Annotated in this window: 15 protein-coding genes; 1 reads left to right on the top strand and 14 read right to left on the bottom strand. The window is 63.1% G+C overall.

The annotated features are described in order from the left end of the window. Positions 1–14: 14 nt before the first annotated feature. Complete coding sequence (locus G7048_RS15440; RefSeq protein WP_166068988.1) at positions 15–953, top strand: pirin family protein; 939 nt, start codon at positions 15–17, stop codon at positions 951–953. A 32-nt stretch (positions 954–985) separates the two neighbouring features. Here the strand turns inward: G7048_RS15440 and G7048_RS15435 are convergent, their stop codons facing one another. From G7048_RS15435 to G7048_RS15370, 14 genes are all read right to left on the bottom strand, one after another. Continuing rightward, positions 986–2,362, bottom strand: coding sequence for an ATP-binding protein (locus G7048_RS15435; protein ID WP_166068987.1), 1,377 nt, complete (start codon positions 2,360–2,362; stop codon positions 986–988). Further along, the gene (locus G7048_RS15430) at positions 2,359–3,018 is read right to left on the bottom strand and encodes a response regulator (protein WP_166068986.1); all 660 of its coding nucleotides are present in this window, start codon (positions 3,016–3,018) and stop codon (positions 2,359–2,361) included. The genes G7048_RS15435 and G7048_RS15430 overlap by 4 nt, the downstream gene beginning before the upstream one ends. Before the next feature lie 99 nt (positions 3,019–3,117). Continuing rightward, positions 3,118–4,650 (bottom strand): DegQ family serine endoprotease, encoded by a 1,533-nt coding sequence (locus G7048_RS15425; RefSeq protein ID WP_166068985.1) that lies wholly within the window; start codon positions 4,648–4,650, stop codon positions 3,118–3,120. Positions 4,651–4,805: 155 nt separating this feature from the next. Next, positions 4,806–5,210, bottom strand: coding sequence for a hypothetical protein (locus tag G7048_RS15420; RefSeq protein ID WP_166068984.1), 405 nt, complete (start codon positions 5,208–5,210; stop codon positions 4,806–4,808). 30 nt (positions 5,211–5,240) lie between these two features. Beyond that, on the bottom strand, positions 5,241–6,644 hold the full coding sequence (locus tag G7048_RS15415; protein WP_166068983.1) for an ATP-binding cassette domain-containing protein: 1,404 nt from the start codon (positions 6,642–6,644) through the stop codon (positions 5,241–5,243). A 245-nt stretch (positions 6,645–6,889) separates the two neighbouring features. Beyond that, positions 6,890–7,267, bottom strand: a complete 378-nt coding sequence (gene arsC / locus G7048_RS15410; RefSeq protein ID WP_166068982.1) for an arsenate reductase (glutaredoxin) — start codon at positions 7,265–7,267, stop codon at positions 6,890–6,892. Positions 7,268–7,305: 38 nt separating this feature from the next. After that, entirely contained in the window at positions 7,306–8,046 is a 741-nt protein-coding gene (locus G7048_RS15405; RefSeq protein ID WP_166068981.1) for a 1-acyl-sn-glycerol-3-phosphate acyltransferase, read from the bottom strand. A gap of 43 nt (positions 8,047–8,089) precedes the next feature. Then, positions 8,090–9,388 (bottom strand): dihydroorotase, encoded by a 1,299-nt coding sequence (locus G7048_RS15400; RefSeq protein ID WP_166068980.1) that lies wholly within the window; start codon positions 9,386–9,388, stop codon positions 8,090–8,092. Between the two features lie 28 nt (positions 9,389–9,416). Continuing rightward, positions 9,417–10,379 (bottom strand): aspartate carbamoyltransferase catalytic subunit, encoded by a 963-nt coding sequence (locus G7048_RS15395; protein WP_166068979.1) that lies wholly within the window; start codon positions 10,377–10,379, stop codon positions 9,417–9,419. Between the two features lie 2 nt (positions 10,380–10,381). Continuing rightward, positions 10,382–10,942: a bifunctional pyr operon transcriptional regulator/uracil phosphoribosyltransferase PyrR gene (gene pyrR / locus G7048_RS15390; protein ID WP_166068978.1), complete on the bottom strand. Its 561-nt coding sequence runs from the start codon at positions 10,940–10,942 to the stop codon at positions 10,382–10,384. Then, a complete protein-coding gene (ruvX, locus tag G7048_RS15385) occupies positions 10,939–11,373 on the bottom strand; it encodes a Holliday junction resolvase RuvX (RefSeq protein ID WP_166068977.1) in 435 nt (144 codons plus the stop codon). The genes pyrR and ruvX overlap by 4 nt, the downstream gene beginning before the upstream one ends. Before the next feature lie 17 nt (positions 11,374–11,390). Next, positions 11,391–11,990: a YqgE/AlgH family protein gene (locus tag G7048_RS15380; protein ID WP_166068976.1), complete on the bottom strand. Its 600-nt coding sequence runs from the start codon at positions 11,988–11,990 to the stop codon at positions 11,391–11,393. Between the two features lie 655 nt (positions 11,991–12,645). Beyond that, on the bottom strand, positions 12,646–19,230 hold the full coding sequence (locus G7048_RS15375; RefSeq protein ID WP_166068975.1) for an Hpt domain-containing protein: 6,585 nt from the start codon (positions 19,228–19,230) through the stop codon (positions 12,646–12,648). 53 nt (positions 19,231–19,283) lie between these two features. Continuing rightward, the gene (locus tag G7048_RS15370; RefSeq protein ID WP_166068974.1) at positions 19,284–21,554 is read right to left on the bottom strand and encodes a methyl-accepting chemotaxis protein; all 2,271 of its coding nucleotides are present in this window, start codon (positions 21,552–21,554) and stop codon (positions 19,284–19,286) included. Positions 21,555–21,571: the final 17 nt, after the last annotated feature.

The raw sequence follows: 21,571 nt of genomic DNA, 5'->3' as shown, positions 1-21,571 counted from the left end.
CCCTGCACATCACGATGAACGACTCAACGACATCTTCCCCGCAGCATCTGCCCACCCGCATTGCCGATGTGGGCGGTATTCCGATTCATCGCGCCATTCCGCAACGTGCGCTGCGCAAGGTGGGCGCGTGGTGTTTTCTCGATCACGCAGGCCCCGCTGATCCCGCGCCGCCTGGCATGCAGGTTGGCCCGCATCCGCACATTGGTCTGCAGACCTTCACCTGGATGATTCGCGGCGAAGTTCTGCATCGGGACAGTCTCGGTTCTGAACAGATCATCCGTCCCGGTCAGGTCAATTTGATGACAGCGGGACGCGGCATCGCGCACTCCGAAGAAAGCCAGGAGCCATGGCATATCCACGCGACGCAGCTGTGGATTGCACTGCCCGATGCGCACCGCTTTTGCGAGCCGCGTTTCCAGCACTATCCCGATCTTCCGACAACCCGCGTGGGTGATTTCGAAGCGACGGTACTCGCTGGCGAAGCATTGAGACTCACCGCACCTGCCGAGGTGCATTCGCCGCTCATGGGCGTGGACTTGCACGCGACGGACATGGCAAGCGATGCCAGCGGCGTCATGCCACTGCGCCAGGATTTCGAGCATGCCGTGCTCGCTCTATCGGGCCGCGTGAGCGTGAACGGCGAGGTGCTGCCTGAAGAACAACTGCTCTATATCCCGCAGGGCACGGCAAGCATCGCGCTGGAGTGCGCACCGGGCAGCCGTCTCATCGTGATCGGCGGCGAACCCATGGACGAGGCCATCATCATCTGGTGGAACTTTGTGGCGCGCACTTCCGAAGAAGTGCACGAGGCGCGCGAGCAATGGGAGGCGCATCTGCGCGGCGACGATGGCGAACGCGGCGAGCCATCGCGCTTTGGCCTGCCGGTCGCATCGCCGTTGACGCCCACGCACGCCCCGTCGCTTGACGGCATGTCGCTGCGCGCCTCGAAGTAGTCGAGGCATGCAGCGTTTGCGCCCCTTGAAAGCTAGGCCGTAGTTCCTGTGGATTCGCCATGACTGCATGGCATGCGGACCACGACGCGCAAGCCACCAAGCTCCGGAGCGGTTTCGAGCGACACGCTCGCGCCATGGGCGCGCGCAATCGTCTCGATGATCGCAAGGCCCAGTCCACTGCCCTGCACTTGCGCCGCGCCTTCCTGCACCGCGCGATGAAAGCGCCGCATGGCATCGGCACGCTGGTCTTCGGGAATGCCGGGGCCGCTGTCGTCCACGATCAGCCATGCCTCCGATGCTCTCGCCTGTACACGCACATCCACCGTACCTTTTTCTGGCGTGTACTTGATGGCGTTGTCGATGAGATTGCGCATGAGAACACGCAACGCATCGGCCTGCCCTGACACGGTAACGGCATCTGCCTCGGGCAAGCCCAGATCGATATGACGCTGCGCGGCAAAGGGCGCTGCATCCACCACGGCTTGCGTGGCGATCTCGTCCAGTCGCACAGGCAGATGAACCGCACCCGACGCAGCACTTTCCTCTTGGCGTGCCAGCACCATGAGTTGCTCGACGAGCTTGGTCGCTCGGTCAATCCCCGACACAAGACGCGATGCAGCCTGCGCGCGCGAGGCATCGTCCGGTGCACGCTGCAAGCCCTGCACTTGCAGGCGCAACGCCGCCAACGGCGAGCGCAGCTCGTGCGCAGCATCGGCCACAAAATGCTGCTGCGCTTCAAACGCGCGCTGCATGCGGGCCAGCAGTTCGTTGAGCTCATTCACCAAAGGCAGCACCTCGTCCGGCAGGCCTTCCGTGGCAACGGGTGAAAGGTCCTGCGGACGCCGCGACGCGATGTCACGGCGCACGCGCTGCACCGGTGCCAGCGACGAACGCACCACCCACCAGACCACCAATGCCAGCAGGGGTGCCAACAACGCAATCGGCAAAAGACTTTGCCACGCTGCATCGCGCGCCAGTTCGCGTCGCACACGCATGTCCTGCGCCACCTGAATCACCTGCGAGCGCGTCTGCAGCGAAAACACCCGGTACATGGTGCGGCGCGCAGGCACATCGGAAAAACCCAGCACCGCATTCTGCGGAAGCGCCGCACCCAACGCGGATTCAAAAATCCGCAGGCCTTCGTTGGTCCATACCTGCACGATGAACTCATGATTCTCGTCTTCCGCAGGCGTTCCCTGTGCGCGTCCTTTCGCATCCACCGGCAGGCCCGCCCTGAGCGCAAATGCGGTCTGCTGCATCTGATAATCAAACAAGGTGTCGGTCTGCGCGAGGGCATTGCGATACGCGAAAGCCGCTTGCAGCAAGGCTGTGAGAGCAATCGCCGCGCAAATGAAAAGCAGCAGCCGTTTGCCTAACGACGTGGAAATCGGAGCGCGCGGCGTTTTCATGATTTCGGCACCATGTAGCCAACGCCGCGTACGTTGATGATCAGGCCCGCACCCAGCTTTTTTCGCAAGCCGTGGATGTAGACCTCCACCGCGTTGCTGCTCACCTCGTCACCCCAGCCGTAGAGCTTGTCCTCCAGTTGCTGGCGCGAGAGCACAACGCCTGGTCGCGCCAGCAATGACTCCAGCACGGCCCATTCGCGTGCCGACAGAATCACCGGTTGGCCATTGACCATCGCCTCCCGCGTGGACGGAGTGATCGTGACGCCGTCATGCTCGTAACTCGGCTCTGCGCGTCCTGCGGCACGCCGCGTGAGCGCGCGGATGCGCGCGAGCAACTCGTCCATGTCATAGGGTTTGAGCAGATAGTCATCGGCACCTGCGTCCAGCCCTTCCACGCGCTGCGCGACCGCATCGCGTGCGGTAGCGATCAACACGGGTGTGCGGTCGCGGCGCGTGCGCATGTCCCGCAAAGCGGACAGGCCATCACGCCCCGGCAAGCCCAGATCGAGCAGCACCAAGTCGTAGGATTGCGTGCGCAACGCCGTATCTGCGGAGTTCGCATCGCGTGCCCAGTCGACGGCGTAGTGCTCCGCGCGCAGCAGGTCCTGCACGGCTTCGCCGATCATGGTGTCGTCTTCTACGAGCAGCAGGCGCATGGTCTTGTGGCTTGTCTTTCAAATGAGGACGACGAAACAAAGGCCCCGTAGTCGATGACTGCGGAGCCCCGGATTCGCTTCAAAGCACAGCAGTGCCGCTTATCCTAACTGCACTGGCACAAAGATGCGCGAGCCATCGCGCTGCACCAGCAGCGCCACCGACTTGCCCGCCTTGGCAATGGCCGCGCGTACCTGCTCCACATCCTTGGCAGGAGTGCCATTGATGGCCAGCAGCACATCGCCCGGCTGGATACCGGCCTTGGCCGCAGGGCCTTGCGCCCGCTCGATCAACAGACCCGCATCGACGCCCACCTGCTTGCGCTCGTCGGGCTGCAGCGGCCTGAGCGACACGCCGAGCTTGCCGCGCGCTGCCTTGTCGTCCTTGCTCGCCACTTTGGTCGCCTTGTCGCTGGCATTGCCCAAGGTCGCGGAGAGGCTCTCGCGCTTGCCCTGACGCCACACTTCCATGTCGATCTTCGAGCCCGGTGTCGCCATGCCGACGATGGCAGGCAGATCGCCCGAAGCCACGATCTTCTGGCCGTTCACGCTGCGGATCACGTCGCCGGATTGCAGTCCCGCCTTGTCGGCAGGCCCGCCCTTTTCCACGTTGGAAACCAACGCGCCTTCGGGCTTGTCGAGACCAAACGAATCGGCCAGCGTCTGGTTCACTTCCTGCACCGCCACGCCCAGCTTGGCATGTTCAACCTTGCCGGTGGCAACGATCTGCTGCTGCACTTTGGAAGCCACCTCGATCGGAATCGCAAACGACAGGCCTTGATAACCGCCCGAGCGGCTGTAGATCTGCGAGTTGATGCCCACCACTTCGCCGCGCGCATTGAACAGCGGACCACCCGAGTTACCGGGGTTCACCGCCACATCGGTCTGGATGAATGGCACGGCGCTGTCGTCGGGCAACGAACGCCCCTTGGCGCTGACAACGCCCGCCGTCACGCTGTTTTCAAAGCCGAACGGCGAGCCGATCGCAAGCACCCAGTCGCCCACATTCATCGCCTTGGTGTCACCCAGTTTCACCGTCGGCAAGTCCTTGGCATCGATCTTGAGCACCGCCACATCGGTCTTGGGATCGGCACCCAGCACCTTGGCCTTGAACTCGCGGCGGTCCGTGAGTTTCACGGTCACCGTGTCGGCATCCTTGACCACATGCGCGTTGGTCAGCACCAGCCCATCGGCGCTCACGATGAAGCCCGAACCTTCGCCGCGCACAGGCACATCACGCGGTGCCTGACGCTGCTGCATGCCAGGACCAGGAAGCCCGAACTGGCGGAAGAACTGGTAGAACGGATCGTTGGGATCGATGCGTTGCTGCTGTTGCTGCTGCGCCGCAGCGGGTGTTTCGTCGTCATCATCGCTGTCACCCGCACCTGCATGGCGCGTGCCGCTCACGCTGATGTTGACCACCGCAGGGCCATATTGCGCGGTGATCTGCGCAAAACTCGGCAATGCAGCCGTCGTGGGCACGCCTGCGGGAACAGCCGCCACGGCGGCGGGGATGGATGTCTGCTGAGCACTGGCGAAGTGCGCAGTCGCCAAACCAGCGCCCGCGCCACCGATCACGCCTGCAGCGAGCAGTGCAGCGACCAATCCACGCGGAGTCTTCAAAATCGTGTTCATGCTTGACCTGACCTTTCGTCTACTCGGACCTCTACCGGAGTTCCATGGAAAGCAAGTTTGAAGACGAAGACTTAAGACAGACTTAGGGACGAAAAAAAAGACCTCCAGGTGGAAGTCTCTTTTCTGTTTTCAATGGTGTGGCGTAGGCTTGTCCGTCAGAAAGCGGCCTCCAGTGCCGGCATCGCCAGTCGTGCCTTGGTCAGCGCCATGCCGAGATTGGCGGTCTTGCGGCAGACGAACACGGCCACGTATTCGGGATTGATCTTGCCACGCAGGAACACGTGGATCAGGTTTTCGCTGTTCACGATGATTTCCTGAAAGTAGTGATAACCGTCGTCCTGCAGGCCGCGGGCCTTCTTGAACAGGCGCTCGATGGTGCTCACGTTGGGGCCGTTGAACATGTCGGCGGTGGCTGCGGCCAGCAGGTCGATGACCTGGCGTGGGTGCGAGTCCACGGTCTTCAGCGACAGCAGCATGCCGGATGCCACGTCCACATAGCCAGCAGCCACGCACTCGGGCACGGACGTGGCCGCCTTGTTCAAAGCGTCGTCAAAACTCATACCAAAACTCCGATTTTTAAAATTTGGGGATCAAATGATTTTTTGCAGGATCAACTCTTCGTACTGCTGCAAGAACGCCTCCTGCTCGGCGCTCTGCACATATCTGGGGTCGAGCAGACGCACGCGGCGCAAGGCCTCTTGTGCGGTCAGGCCTTCACGAATCAGCCAGGCGGTGAGCACGGTGCCCGTGCGTCCCAGACCGCCCAGGCAGTGCACGGCCAGCACTTCGCCGCGGCCCACCAGGATCTCCATGCGCTTGAGCAGCATCTGGATCTGCCCGAGGCTTGGTGCCTCGCGGTCATAGACCGGCAAGTGCACGTTCTTCAGTTCGTGACGCGCCAGCGCTTCCTGATCGATGTCGCGCTCGGTCAGCGTGATGAGCGTGGTGATGCCCACGCGCTTGAGCAGCGCAAGGTCATGGTCGATGTCGTCCACGACGCCGGGCATGGCAGCACCGGCGAGCGTTCCCGGCACGACCCAGAGAAAGCCGGTCGGGCCACTGGAAGACGCCATGGCCGCTGGTGCGATCTGCAGGCCAGCATTCAATGTAGGCAAGGCACCGGGCAACGACGTGGCCGTCATCGCAGCGGGTTCGGTGTCCGGGCGCGGAGCCTGATCCACCAAGGCTTGCGCAGGCAAGGGTGCCGGTGCGGGAACGCCTTCTGCCAGCGTCAGCGGATCGGCATCGAGCGAGGCCACGGCGCAGTTGCCCGTGCGAATGAATTGCGCGCCCGCGTCGGTGATCGGGGCGTTGAAGAAATCTTCGGTGTTGCGCGCTTCCTGAATGCGGCCACCGGCCACCAAAATCACGCGATGCGCCAAACGGCGTGCCTGCTTCTGGTGGTGCGTGACCACGAGCAGAGACATCGTGCGCGAGAGCTGGCGCATCAGGTCCACCAGCAAAAACGCATCGTAGTCATCGAGTTCGGCGGTGGGCTCGTCGATCAGCAACAGCGCTGGTTTCGGCGCGGCTTCGCGCAGGATGGCGACGGCGCGCATCTGCACGTCGGTCAGTTCGGTGAACGGTTGGTCGAGCAGCGATTCGAGATCGGGAAAGCCGCCGTCGCGCAAGTAGTCCACGCACCATTGGCGCAGCGCCACGGGCGAGAGGCTGAGCTGCTCGCGCACATGTTCGACGAGCGCATCCTGCACGGTGCCGGAGACGACGCGCACACGCTGCTGAACGAGCTGCGGGCGGTTGGTTTCAGACAGTGGCTGACCGAGATAGCGCACTTCGCCCCACGAACGATAGCGAGGGTGATCGACGTAGGTGCCAGCCAGCGAATGCAGGATGGTGGATTTGCCCGAGCCGGACGGCCCCATCAGCACGGTGATGGTGTTTCTGGCCAGAGTGAATTCCAGATCCGCCAAAACGACTTTGGTGCCAAAAGCAGCACCAAATTCCGTGACTCCCAAGCAATCGTTGCTTTGCATTCTTGTTCCAGGTGTGTAGTTCGCCACAAGGTCTCTCCGCAAATGCTCCGCAGCGACGCTGTTTCGGTCCTGCTGTGAAACGTGATGCGGCCCTCTCATCACGAGACCTTTGTCTCAATTTTGTTAATACGAGTAACTATTTTTTCTTAATTGTATTTATTCTTGCCAAAAACCCACACTCACAACTTACACGTCACACTAAAAACTAGGGTTATCACTATTGTTAATGATTAAAGCCATAAGTATTAACTTGAAAAAAACTCCAAAACGTGCTCAGGTGGTCGGCACAGCAAGGCCCGCGCTCCACAAACCACAATCGGACGATTCAGCAGTTCCGGATGCGTGGCAATCGCCTGCAGACGTTGCGCATCTGTGACTGATTCGGCGTCCAATCCCAGCGTTAGGTATGTTGCTTCCTTGACACGCATCACGTCGCGCACGGGCATGTTCAGCTTCTGGATCAGCGCCTTGAGCTGCTCCACATTCAGCGGTTCGGCGATGTAGTCGATGATCTGCGGCTCGATACCGTGCTCTCGCAGGATGGCGAGCGCACCGCGCGAATTGCTGCAGCGGGCGTTGTGATAGATGGTGAAGGATGGAGTGGAAGAAGAGTGCTTGGTCATGCGACCGAAGTGTACGCAGCGCAAAGCGCACTCTTCCATCAAATCTTGCGCAGTTCGTCCACTCTTGCGTGCAGATGCTGGCTCCACACACGGCGATCCTGGCCTTGCGCGCGCTCGGGTTCACCGTAGTGAATCACGGCCACGATGGGCTTGGCCACCAGCGTGCGCCAGATGGAGCCAAGCAAGGTCTCGTCGCCGATGTAGCTGGGGGCGTAGCTGATCGCGCCCGTGGCCTTGTCCACAAAGCGCAGGCCGATGGGTTGCACCGGCGCATCCGCAGTGATGGCGGCTTGCAGCAGATTGGCATGGAACGGCAGCAGCTCGCGGCCATCGCCCGTGGTGCCTTCCGGGAAGACCGCCAGCACCTCGCGCTGCACCAGCGAGTCGTGCATGCTCTGCACCATGCGCAACGCATCACGGCGTGAAGCGCGTTCGATGTACAGCGTGCCCGCCGCCGTCGCCAGCGTGCCGACGATGGGCCAGTCCTTCACGTCCGACTTGGAGATGAAGCGGCAGTAACGCGCCGCGTGCAGCACCGGAATGTCGAGCCACGAGAGATGGTTGGCCACCATCAGCGCGGGACCCGTCACCACCGGGGTGCCGCGCACTTCGAGCGTGACCCCGGCACATGCCAGCAACTGCAGCGACCACGCCTGAATGCGCGCCTGCTGCTGCTCGGGCGTGAGACTCGGAAAGCGCAGCAGCACCACCAGCAATCCATGCACCGCATGGATCACCAGTCGCAATACCCGCCAAACGGCGATGGCCGATCTGAGCATCTGTGTGGCTGACGTGTGCCTGAGGTGTGGCCTGTACCGGGCGTTATGCGCGCTCGAAAGCCACCTGACCCGCCACCAGCGTGCACTTCACGCGCGCGGGCAGCTCGTATCCCGCAAACGGTGTGTGCTTGCCCTGGCTGCGCAGCGCTTCGGGCGTGACCACCCACGACGCGGTCGGATCGACCACGCACAGATCCGCCACACCGCCTTCGACGATGCGGCCCACGCTGGCCTGCAAGGTGCCCAGCGACGCGCCCAACACGCGGGCCGGTTCGGACGTCACGGTGGCAAGCGCGCGCTGCAGCGGCACATTGCCATCATCCTGCGACCACTTGATCGCGGCCGACAGCAGCAGCTCCAGACCCGTGGCTCCGGGCTCGGCTTCGGCAAACGGCAGCACCTTGGCGTCTTCGTCCACAGGCGTGTGGTCGGACACCAGCGCATCGACCGTCCCATCGGCCAGCGCGGCGCGCAGCGCATCGCGATCGCGTTGCTGGCGCAGCGGCGGCATCAGGCGAGCACGGCTGTCGAAGTAGCCGATGTCGGCATCCGTGAAGGAGAGCGAATTGATGCTCACATCGCAGGTCACCTTCAAACCATCGGCCTTGGCCTGGCGCACCAGCTCGATGCCCGCAGCGCTCGAAATGCGGCACAGGTGCACGCGCGCGCCGGTCGACTTGAGCAACTCGAAAATCGTGTGCAGCGCAATCGTCTCGGCCGCCACCGGAATGCCCGAAAGGCCCAGGCGCGTTGCCAGCGGACCGCTCGCCGCCACACCGCCGCCGAGGTACATCTCTTGCGGGCGCAGCCACACCGTGTGGCCGAATGTGGCCGCGTATTGCAGCGCGCGTTGCAGCACCTGTGTGCTCTTGAGCGCCACATCGGCCTGACTGAAGCCTACGCAACCGGATTCGGTCAGCTCGGCCATTTCGGTAAGCTCTTCGCCCTTGAGGTCGCGCGTCAGCGCGCCGAGCGGGAACAGGCGTGCCTGATGCAGCTTCTCTGCGCGAAACTTGAGCATCTCCACCAGACCCGGCTCGTCGAGCACGGGATCGGTGTCGGGTGGGCAGACGAGGCTGGTCACGCCGCCGGCAACCGCCGCGCCCATTTCAGATTCGAGCATGCCTTCGTGTTCATGTCCCGGCTCGCGCAGGCGCGCGGCAAGATCGACCAGACCCGGCAGCACATAGCAGCCCTTGGCGTCGATCACGCGGCTGGGCGTGAAGTCCTTGGGCTCACGGTCGATGGCGATGATGCGACCCGCAGCGATCGCGATGTTGCAGACCTTGTCGAGACCCGTGGCCGGATCGATGACGCGGCCGTTCTGAATGAGTAGCTTCATGGTGTTTTCTTATCCTTCTCGCCCTCGATTACGCTTCGTTGCCCGCGACGATGGACATCACCGCCATGCGCACCGCAATGCCGAAGGTCACCTGCGGCAGGATCACCGACTGCGGTCCATCGACCACGGCGGAGTCGATTTCCACACCGCGGTTGATGGGGCCCGGATGCATCACGATGGCGTCGGGCTTGGCCAGACGCAGCTTCTCCGGCGTCAGGCCGAAGCTCTTGAAATATTCCTGGCTCGATGGCAGCAGCGCGCCGCTCATGCGTTCGTTCTGCAGGCGCAGCATGATCACCACATCGCAATCGCGAATGCCGTCTTCGAGGTTGTTGAAAACCTTCACACCCATCTGCGCCAGATCGGCAGGCACCAGCGTGCGCGGGCCCACCACACGCACTTCGGCAGCGCCGAGCGTGGTGAGCGCATGGATGTCCGAGCGCGCCACGCGCGAGTGGAGCACGTCGCCGACGATGGCCACAGTGAGGTTGGAAAAATCCTTCTTGTAGTGACGGATCGTGTACATGTCGAGCAGCCCCTGCGTGGGGTGTGCGTGACGACCGTCGCCGGCATTCACCACATGCACGTGCGGTGCGACGTGCTGCGCGATCAGGTAAGGCGCGCCCGATTCGCTGTGGCGCACGACGAAGATGTCGGCTGCCATCGCGGACAGGTTGGCGATCGTGTCGAGCAGCGACTCGCCCTTGCTGGCCGAGCTGCGCGCGATGTCCAGATTGAACACGTCGGCCGACAGGCGCTTGGCCGCGATCTCGAACGTGGTGCGCGTGCGGGTGGAGTTTTCGAAGAACAGATTGAACACGCTCTTGCCGCGCAGCAGCGGCACCTTCTTGACTTCGCGATCGTTGACGCTCACGAAGTTGGAGGCCGTGTCCAGGATATGCGTGATGATGTCCTTGGGCAGACCTTCGGTGGAGAGCAGGTGGATCAGTTCACCGTTCTTGTTGAGTTGGGGGTTGCGCTTGTAAAGCACCGTCAGGCCTCTTTGACTTTGACTTCAAAATGGAATGCACCGCTGTCCTGTGCACGCGCCAGAGACAGCGATTGGTTGGCTGGCAGCGCCACGCGCGCTGCCGCAAATCCGGCTTCGATGGGCAACTCGCGCCCACCACGATCGACCAGCACGGCCAGACGCACGCAGGCGGGGCGGCCATAGTCATACAGTTCGTTGATCACGGCGCGCACAGTGCGGCCGGTGTAGAGCACATCGTCGAGCAGAATGATGTCCGCACCGTTCACATCGAACGGCAGCACGGAGCTGGTGCTCGACGCGAGACCGCGGCTTGCGAAATCGTCGCGGTGCAGCGATGACGACAGCACGCCCGCTTCGCCATCGAGGCCCAGATCCTTTTGCAGACGCTGCGCCAGCCACATGCCGCCCGAGGCCACACCGGCCAGATGGGTGCTGGGCGTGAGCATGCTGCGCACACCGCGCAGCAACTCGCGGTACAGCGCCTCGGCGTCCAATGTGAGATGACCGCCAGCGGCGGTCGTCGTGTGGGTGTTTGTGGTTGAAGAAGTTGCAGCAGTGCTCATGGAAGATTCCTCAGAAACTGTTCAAGGATGATGCAGGCCGACGCCGCGTCCGCATCTGCCGCACCTGCGGAGATGGCCTCGGTCGTGCTGTAGCGCTCATCCACTTCAAAGACTTGCAGGCCGAAACGGCCACGCAACTGACGCCCGAACTTGAGCGCCCGCGCAGTGTTCTCGTGCGGCGCGCCATCGGGGTGATACGGCACACCGATCACCAGCGCATCGGGCTGCCATTCGCGAATGCGTTCGGCCACCTGCGCAAAGCGAGCCGCCTCGCCTTCCGCCTTGATCGTGCTTTGCGGCGAGGCACTGCGCAGCATGCGCGTGCCAATGGCGACTCCGGTGCGCTTGAGCCCGAAATCGAAAGCAAGAAAGGATTGGAACTGCGCCGGAACGGTGGGTGGTTGTTGTGGTTGAGAATCAGGAACTGACATGCCACTCGCCGTCATGCTCAAGCGTGCCCCGCCTGGTGCGTGAGCATCCACGACTGCAGACCCAGAAGCGACAGCGCGCGGTCGTAGCGCTGCTCCACGGGCGTGTCGAAGATGATGTTGGAATCGGCGCTCACGGTGAGCCAGGCGTTCTCGCCCAGCTCCGATTCGAGCTGCCCTTCGCCCCAGGCCGCATAGCCCAAGGTGACCAGCACGCGGCGCGGACCGGCACCTGTGGACAGCGCTTCAAGCACGTCCTTGGAGGTGGTCATCTCCAGCCCACCATCGATCTGCATGGTCGAGGCGTAGGCCGATTCGCTTTTCTCGTCGTTGGAGGCGAGCATCGAATCGTGCAACACAAAGCCGCGCTCGGTCTGCACCGGGCCGCCCTGGAACACAGGCTCGTCGGTCAGGTCTTCGCGCCCGAGCGACAGATCCACCTTGGCCAACAGGCCCTGCAGGTTGATGTCGGAAGGCTTGTTGATGACCAGGCCCAGAGCGCCCTTTTCCGTGTGCTCGCACAGGTAGATGACGCTCTTGGTAAACGACGAATCCTCCATGCCCGGCATGGCGATCAGGAAGTGGTTCGTCAGGTTCATGGGCACGGGGTCTAGAGGCATTCCCGTATTTTACCGGGGATGGGGCAATTGACCTTTGAACGGGGACATGGAGGGGGACAGGGTGTGCGGCCTGTCCTTTCCGCTTTTGGTTGTGTTTTGCTTGGCTTGGGTCTGCTAAGTGTTTGCTTACGGGTGCCGGGACTGCCCCCGGCGGGGCAGTAACTTTTTGCTTGCGCCAAAAAGTCACCAAAAATCGCTTGGAATGCGGGGTCACGCGGCAGAACTCACTGCGAGCCCCGGAGGGCTCTCCGTTCGGACAACCGCCGCGAGTCAGTGTTTTCATAAGAGGAAGGTTCGGCACATCGCTTCGCTCGTGCTGCATCTCGCGACTGCGCGAGATGCGGTGCGCAAGTAGCGTGCCGACTTTGGCTTCGTACTGATTGGTCTTGGTTTCCGCATGTTGGAGCGGGCCTGCGAAGCGAAGCGGGCCGTCGAATTGGTAGCCACAACGCCAAGACAGCCCCTCAGGCTAGGCGTGAAGCCGCAGACAGTATGCCGATACGGCAAGGCTTCGACAACGACGCATGAGGGGCTGTATTGGCGCCTCAAAACGAATGACCAATCGAAGCCGAACAAGGCTTCGTACAAGGCCAAAAACAAACAAGCCGCGAATCCAGAAGAAACGCGGCTTGTTCCAAAGAGGCAAACAGAAGAATCAGTTTGCGGCGGTTTGGGATTCCAGCATGCAGTAGTGTTGAACCAGGCCTAGGAGCTCTTCGTCGGAGTATGGCTTGCCGAGGTAGTGATTCACACCCAACTCCATCGCGTGCTCGCGGTGCTTTTCCGCGATGCGCGACGTGATCATGATGATCGGCAGGTCCTTCAGGCGCTGGTCCGCACGAATGTTGCGGGCCAGGTCGAAGCCGTCCATGCGGGGCATTTCGATGTCGGACAGCACCACGGTTGGGCGTTCTTCCTGCAGGCGTTCCAGGGCTTGCAAGCCGTCGGCTGCCATGCTCACGCGGTAGCCTTCGCGTTGCAGCAGACGCTGCGTCACGCGGCGCACGGTGATGGAGTCGTCGACCACCAGAATCAGCGGCACTTGCGGTGGGCTGGGGATGTGGGCCATCAGGGCTGGCGTGCCTGAAGCTGCGCCTTCCGCATCCACTGCTGTGCTGTTGGCTTGGTCCTTGGCCTGCAATGCGGCCTTGGTCGCTTCCTGAACACGGGCACCGAACACGTTGGCCAGAGCCACCGGGTTGTAGATCAGCACCACGGCACCGGATGCCAGCACGGACATGCCAGCGACGCCGGGCAGACGCGAGAGCTGCGGGCCGAGGTTCTTCACCACGACTTCCTGGTTGCCCAGCACTTCATCGACATGCATCGCGATGCGCTGTGCGGCGCTTCGCAGGATCACGACGGGGCGGATCTTGGCGTTGGCTTCGTTGCTGCTCGCCGAAGATTGCAGCAGTGCGCCGGACCAGAAGAACGGCAGGCTTTCGTGGCCTTCTTCGAACTGCTGGGTGCTGTAGGCCGTGCTCAGTTCCTGCGCGGTCGTGCGGCGCACGACTTCCACCAGACTGGCGGGCACGCCGATCGAGAGGTTGCCTGCGCGCAGCATCACCACCTGCGTCACCGCTGTGGTCAGCGGCAGCACCAGACGGAACGCAGAACCCTGCCCAACGGTCGTGGTAGTTTCGATGCGACCGCCCAGGGCGTTCACTTCGGTACGCACCACGTCCATGCCGATGCCGCGACCGGACAGGCCGGTCACTTCGGTGGCGGTGGAGAAGCCGGGCATGAAGATCAGGTTGGCGGCTTCGACATCGCTGACCGGCATGTCGGACGTGATCAGGCCACGCTCGATGGCTTTTTCGCGGATGCGGCCGACGTTCAGGCCAGCGCCGTCATCGCGGAACTCGACTGCCACGTCGTTGCCTTCCTGACGCACGGTGACCAGAATCGTGCCGCTGGCGGGCTTGCCTGCAGCAACGCGGGTTTCCGGGTTTTCGATGCCGTGGCCCACGCAGTTGCGCAGCAAGTGCTCGAAGGCAGGCGTCATCCGATCGAGCACGCCGCGGTCCATTTCGATGGAGCCACCGGAGATGTCCAGCTTGATCTGCTTGCCGGTTTCCTTGGACGACTGGCGCACCAGCGCGTACAGACGTTCGGAGATGCTGTCGAACTCGACCATGCGGGTGCGCAGCAGATCGCGCTGCAACTCGCGGGCCTGGCGGCCCTGGCTGATCAAGTCGTCTTCGGCACCTTCCATCGCGCGCTGCAGATTGCGCTGCACGGTCGCCACGTCGTTCACCGACTCGGCCATCATGCGCGTGAGTTCCTGCACGCGGGTGAAGCGGTCGAACTCGAGCGGATCGAACCCGGCCGCCGTTTCCTTGGACAGCGCCATGCGCGACTGCATCTGCGATTCGGCCTGCACTTCGATGTCGCGCAGTTGCTGGCGCAGACGCTCCAGATTGCCCGTCAGATCGTTGAGCGAGCTGCGCATCTGGCCCATGCGGACATCCAGACGCGAGCGCGCGATCATCACTTCGCCGGCCTGATTGACCAGACGGTCCAGCAGTTGCGAGCGCACGCGCACGGTCTGACCGGCATGTGCACGCGTGTTGGCCAACTGCAGCGTGAGCGGACGCGCCACCGGGCCTGCAGGCACGGCGGGCGGCATCACGATCTGCGTGGCGGCTGTGGTCAGCGGCTGCAGCGCAGCAGCTTCGGGTTCGGCGGCCTGAGCCGCTTCGACCACGGGAGCCACAGGCAGCACGGCGACCACATCGTCGGCCGTCGCCACTGCCACGGCTTCGGACAGCGGCTGGGCGCCGACGTTGCGCAGCATGTCGAACGACTCCTGCAACCCGTCGAGCTTGCTGAGCAGCGGCTCGATGTCGTCGGTGTGCGCGGTGTCCTTGTCGATGTGCTCGACGTCGGTTTCCATGCGGTGGGCCATTTCGCCCAGACGCATCGCACCGGCCAGACGCGCACTGCCCTTCAAGGTGTGCAGCGCACGCAGCAATTCGCTGCGGGCGGTGAAGTTGTCCGGCTGCATGGACCACTGGCGCAGCGCGCCACCCAGCACGGGCAGCAGTTCGATGGCTTCTTCTTCGAAGATCGGGAACAGATCGGGGTCGATCACGTCCACCGCATCGATGTCGTCGCCATGGTGTACGGTCGATGCCTTGGCTTCCGGGGCTTCGGCCACAGCGGCCTGCTTGTGCACGGGAATCGACAGCGCCGGTGCCACATAGCCACGAACCGGTTCGGGCGTGACGGGTGGTGTGACCACGGGTGCTGGAACTTCCAGCGGCACCAGCGGCGCCACAATCGTCTCGGCAGCAAAGCCGTTGTCGGCCACTGCGTCGTCGCCATGCGCTTGTGGCTTGCCGGCTGGCTGATCGCGCCCATCGCGCTCTGCGTCCTCGTCGTCCAGCGGTGCCATGCCGCTGATCACATCGGTGTCGAGAATTTCATGCAACTGGGTCAGCAGTTGCGCGTTCGGCTCCTTGAGGAAACCGGCAGCGAACTGGTGCAGCAAACGGCGAATGTCTTCGGCCACGGCCAGGAAGACTTCCATCTGCGCGGGCACGCCATACTGCTGCGGCTGGATGTGCTGCAGCGTGTGCTCCAGCAGACGAGCCATCTCGCTGAGGGCGGTGAAGCCCACGGTGGCGGAGCTTCCGGCCAGCGAGTGCGCGCGTGCAATCGTGGATTCGGGCACCGGCTTGTTGGCCTGCTCGCTCTTCCAGAATTGCAGATCGTTGATCAGGCGCTGAGACCACTCTTCGGCTTCGCTCAGATAGACGTTGTACAGCGGCAGCGAGATGCGCAGCGTACCGATGACCTTGGTCGAATCATCGACCGCTGGTTCGGGTTCGGGCTCGGGTTCCGCTTGGGCAACGGGCTCTGCAGGCGCTTCCACCACAGGCTCGGCCACCGGCGGCGTGGCCTCGAACACGAAGTCGGAGAACGACTGCGGCACGAATTCCACATCGGCCAGCGCGTCGGACTCGACAGGTTCGACCTTGGGCTCTTCGATGTCGTGCACGAACTCGGCTTCGACTTCGCCAATCGGGAAGAAGTCTGCATGCTTGCCGGTCAGATCGGTCGCGACAGCAGGCTGCTCCAGCACAGGCTCGACAGCCTCTGGCTTGGCTTCCTCGAAACCGAAGGCTTCGAGTTCGGCAGCGGAAATCTCCTGCTCCTGGGCTTGCGGAACTGCGGCGACTTCGGTCACCTCGGTCACCGGTGGCAGTTCCACGTCGGTCAGCTCGAAGGCCGCAAGATCGGCCACATCAGCCACCTCGGAGACTTCAGGCTGCGGCACTGGCGCAAGCTGTGCGCCCTGCGTGTTCTGTGCGCGCGCTTCCAGCTTGAGGTCGAGAATGCTCGGCTCGACAACGCCGTCTTCCGATGCGATGGTCGGCAGCTCGTGCGGCTCCAGATTGGCCACATGAACGGGAACGATCGGTGCTGCTGGTGTGGGCGCAGCTTCCAATGCCTGCTCGAATTCCGAGAAGTCGATTTCCTTGGCAGCGTCGCCTTCCAGCAGCGGCGCGGCATGGGCCGGAGGAGCCAGAGCGGCCAAGTCGGCAGCATCCAGCTCGAAAGGCATGGTGGCGCTGAAGTCCAGCGGCGCATGCGCATCGTGTGCGGCAGGTGCTGGCTCGGGAGCCGCGTCGCTCAACTCAGGCAGGTCGAATGTCGCATCGGCCACGGGCTCGACAGGAGCCAGCGCCGACACAGGCGCGGCTTCTTCGGCGACCGGAGCGGCAACCGCAGCCACCGCAATGACTGCGGGCGCCGCACCCAGCGCCAGCGGCACCAGACGGCCGTCGGTGCGCATCGCATCGGCCGATGTGACGAACGGCTGAGGGCTCCACGCGCTGGCGTTGCCAGCGGCGATGTCGTCCACCCAGCGGCCGAACGCGGACAGCGTATCTTGTGCCAGCGTGAGCAGATCGGGCTGCACGGGCTTTTGCTCGGCCAGCCAGGCGTTGAGCACTTGCTCCATCGACCATGCGGCCTCGCCGAACGCGTTCAGGCCCACCATGCGCGAGCTGCCCTTGAGCGTGTGGAACGCACGGCGCAGCGTGGTCTGTTCGCTCAGGTCGGACGGCGCGCGGTGCAGTGCTTCGACAGCGGCTGTGCCGTTGCCGATGACTTCGCGGGCTTCTTCCAGGAAGATCTGGAGCAGCTCGTCGTCCTCGTCTTCCGGCGCGGGCAACGGTGCGGAAACGGGCGGCTGCAGCGGCTCCACAGCGATGGTGACGGGAGAGTCCGTCGACTCGATGATGATGGCTTCCGGTGCGGCCTCGGCTGGCGTGCCGAGGTTCGCGAGTTCCTGCGGCGCAGCAGCTTGTGCAGCGTCGACGGCTGCTGGCGCTTCTGGCAGTTCGGGCACAGCGGCGGCGGTCTGCTCTGGCTGCGCAACGGGTGGGCCACCGCGCGCATCGCGCATGCTTTCGGCATGTTCGGGCGTGTCTTCGGCGCGTTGCTGTTTGGCGCGGCCCATGACGAGCTTGAGCTCGCCTTCGGCCTCGTCGTACACGAACAGCTTGCGCGCCATCGTGCGCTGATAGCTCAGCATGTCGATCAGAAAGCCGAGCGCGCCCATGCTGTTGCCCAGCTTGTCGAACACCGACTTGCGTTCTTCTTCGGGCACGTTGCCGACGATCAGGCGTTCGACCGTATCGCGCATGTGCACCACGGCGTGCGATGCCTGGTCGAGACCCAGCACCGACATCACGCCGCGCATCTGGCCGAGGCGGCCTGGCACGTTGTTCAGCACGGACACGTCTTCCGGCGTGCGGAAGAACTGGTCCATGGATTTTTCCGCATCGGCCAGCGTGGCGCGCAGTTCATCGACCACGCTGCCCATGGTCTGGTGGTCGCTGACGCGGCGGTACAGCTCCTCCATCCAGGGTTCGAGCGGCTCGGAATCGCCACCGGCGACCACGCCGTCCAAACGCTGCGCGAGGCGCTTGGCGCGTTCGCCCATATGGTCCTGCGCCACGTCGAGTTCTTCGAACGAGGCCTGCAGATACAGCACGGCGGTCGCCACTTCCATCGCCAATGCGGGCGCTGGTGGTTCGCCGGATTGCGCGGTCTTCTCGACCGCGCGCATCAGCGCTGCGGCGAGTGGCTCGCTGCCGGGATGGAGCTTGCGCAGCGAATCGCAGACCAGACTGAACTGGTCAACGGAAGGCTTGAGCTTGTTGCGATCACCACCGGCCAGAGCCGACCAGGTTTCCGTGGCCGAGCCGATGCGCTTGCGCGCCTGCGCGAGAACGGTGGGATCGAACAGGCCGAAGCGTGCCTGGTTGTAGTCCACCGGCACATAGCGCTGCAGACCGAAGGCCTGACGCACCGCGTCGAGCGCGGGCGTCGCCGAGTTCGCATCAGCGGCGCTGTCCGGCTGCTTGGCCTGTGCGCAGAAGAACAGCAACTCGTGCACCAGACGATCGGCGATGGTCTGGTCACCCTTGGCCAGCGTCGCGTACTGCAGCAGCACGCGCGAGGCCACGCGCTTCACATACACATCGGGTTTGATCAGACCGGCGACCAGCGCTTCGAAGAAGCCACTGCAGATCTTCCAGAACGAGCGGATCTGGCGGTCGGCCTCACCAGCGGCAAAGCCCTGGCAGAGCTGGAGCAGTTCGGCGTCGGCTGCCAGATCACCGCTTTTGATGATGCGCAGCACCGCGCTGTCGAGCTTGCTGCGCGCGTCGGCGTCGTAGGCCCGTGGTGCCACCGAGATGGCGAAATCGGGTTCGCGGAAACGGCGCTCCACCGGCCACAGATCGGCCGGATGCACGCGCTCCACGCCGTTCAGGGCCTGTGCTTCGCGGTACTGCGGAAACAGGGAGACGGCAGACACTGGCTTGCCTGCCAGCACGCTTTCCAGATAGGCGACGAGCGCGAAACTCGCGCGTTCGATGATGTTGGCCGATTCGTCCGTGCACAGCTCGGGGCGTTGCACGTATTTCTGCACTGCGGACTCGAGCGCACGCAGGATCAGCGCTGGCGACACCATGCCCACCATGTCCAGCGCGCCGCTGGCCTGGTGCAGTTGTTGGCGCGCCATGCGCAGTGGACTCACGTCCAGGGAAGCAAGATCGGATTCGCGAGCGACTTCGGCATCACGCACAAAACGGCGCATGGACTTGACCGTGGTGTCCAGCGATTTGCGCAGTTCATCAAGCACCCACGCGAGCGGACCCAGGTCCTGCTCGCCGTGCGTCCAATCAGTGACCGAAGCGTTGACAGCCTCAAGAGATGACATGGATTCGTCCCCGGCCCACGAGGGACCAGTTCGTTAATGAGGAAACAGTGGTCTCAGGCAATCTTGAAACGCGAAACGGACTGACGAAGTTCCTCGGCCACTTGGGACAGCTCGCGCACCTGCTGGGCAGTTGCACGCGTACCCTCACCGGTCTGCTCCGTCACCGCAAAAATGTGCTGGATGTTCTCGGCCACGTCGTTGGCGAGTTCGGCCTCGCGCGATGTGGAGGTCGAGAACTGTTCAATCAGTTCGGACAGACGGCGCGACACGCGGTCAATCTCGGTCAGCGCGGTACCGGCGGAGTCGGACAGACGGGCCCCTTCCACCACACCCTGCGTGGAACGTTCCATAGCGGCCACCGCGTCCTGGGTGTCGGTCTGAATCGCCTTCACGAGTGCCGAAATCTGGCGCGTCGCATCGGCGGAACGTTCCGCCAGACGCTGCACTTCTTCCGCAACCACCGAGAAGCCTCGGCCGGCTTCACCGGCCGACGCGGCCTGAATGGCGGCGTTCAGAGCCAGCACGTTGGTCTGCTCGGTAATGTCGGAAATCAGTTCGGTGATTTCACCAATCTCCTGCGACGATTCACCCAGTCGCTTGATGCGCTTGGAGGTGTCCTGAATCTGGTCACGGATCGAGTTCATACCGCCGATGGCGTTCTGCACAGCGGTCAGGCCTTGATCAGCAGCTTGCAGCGACTGGCGCGCAACCGCTGCGGATTCCTGGGCCTGCACCGACACGTCATTGATACGACCGGCCATTTCAAGAACCGAGCGGCCGGTTTCGCGAATCTCGCGCAACTGTTCGGTCGAAGCTGCCAGCAGTTCGGTCGACGTCGCATCCACCTGAGCCGTTGTGTGGGCCACGCGGGTAGCGGTGTTCTGCACCGAGCCCACCAGCTGTCGCAATTCTTCCACCGTGTAGTTCACCGAGTCGGCAATAGCGCCGGTGATGTCTTCGGTCACGGTCGCTTCCTGGGTCAAGTCACCTTCAGCGACCGACTGCAGTTCGTTCATCAAACGCAAAATGGCGGCTTGGTTCGCGTCGTTCACGCGCTTGGCTTCCTGCTCCTGACGCTTGGCATCGCGCTGCAGCGATTCGGCAGCTGCCTGACGATTGCGCGAGTCACCCAGTTGAACGCGGGAAATGCCGATACCGCAAAGCACGACGAACGCGCCAGCCAACACCAGCGCAACCAGTTGGCCAAGGCCAATGCCGCTTTGCTCGGACAGCTTGGTCTGCAGCGTTTCCATGCCGCGACGCAGAGGTTCGGAATCGGCCACGATGGCGGATTGCGCTTCGCGAGCGGACACCAGACCTTGCAGGTTGCCCAGAATCGCGCCGGCTTGCGTGCGGGTCTGGTCATACAGCTTGATCAGGCCGTCGAGCTGTTCGCGTGTCTGTGGATCGCGGCTGGCGGGCAGGCGCAATTCGGAGCTGCCGTCCAGCAGGCCTTGCGCGATTTCCTTGAAGGAGTTCAAGTCCTTGCCCAGCAGGAACACGGCCTCGGGGCTCACACCTTCGGTCGTTTGGAATTCGTTGGCGGACTTGCCGATACGCTGGGTCAACATCACGAGCTGACCAGCGGCGGAAATTTCTGCGGAAGAAGCGTTCTGCTGCAGCTTGAGCGAAGAAACCGTTTCGGCGATTTCCAGCAAGTCTGCGGATTGACGGTTGATGGTACGCAGAGCGTCACCCACCTGCGTCAGAATCTTTTGCTGACCCAGCACCACCTTGGCGTTGCGGTCGGCGCGTTCCACCAGCGGCGAAACGGTGTCCAGCTCGGGCTTGAAGTTGTCGCCCAGCGATTGCACGCCGAGTTCGCTGTCGCCGCTGTTCAGCGCATTCACGTTGCGCGTCAGAACGTCCGAGCTGTCCTTCACGTCAGGGAAAGCCGAGGGCGCACCCACCAGCGCCTGCGACACGGACTTCGCCAGACGTTGTGACTGCATCAGCGACTGACCGGTAGCCGTCAGCTGCTGGGCCACACGATTGGACTGCTGCAACACCCAACCGGCGATCAGCGCCAGCACCACCAGACCGATACCGAGCAGCAGCAGCAACTTGCGCTGATGCGAAGCGGCCGTTGCGCGGCCCAGCAATGGCAGCGCAATCAGTTCGTGGTTGCCGAAATCCTCGTCATCGACAAACTGCGACGTTTGGTTGGGATCGCCCTGCACGCTGTACATGCCCTCGTTCTGGAACGAATCATCGGTCGTGCTCCCGACCACTGAATCCTGTTCCGCGCCCGCTACCGCCAGGTCAGCGCCCGCATCGGCCGTCGCGCCTTTGCGTTTGAACAGTTTGTCAAGTGAAAAAGACATAATGCAGCCTTACAGAA

Source organism: Diaphorobacter sp. HDW4B, from assembly GCF_011305535.1.
In the GTDB taxonomy this organism is placed as follows: Bacteria; Pseudomonadota; Gammaproteobacteria; order Burkholderiales; family Burkholderiaceae_C; genus Diaphorobacter_A.
The sequence above is the reverse complement of the archived record's forward strand: the minus strand, read 5'-3'. Positions and strand labels throughout refer to the sequence as shown.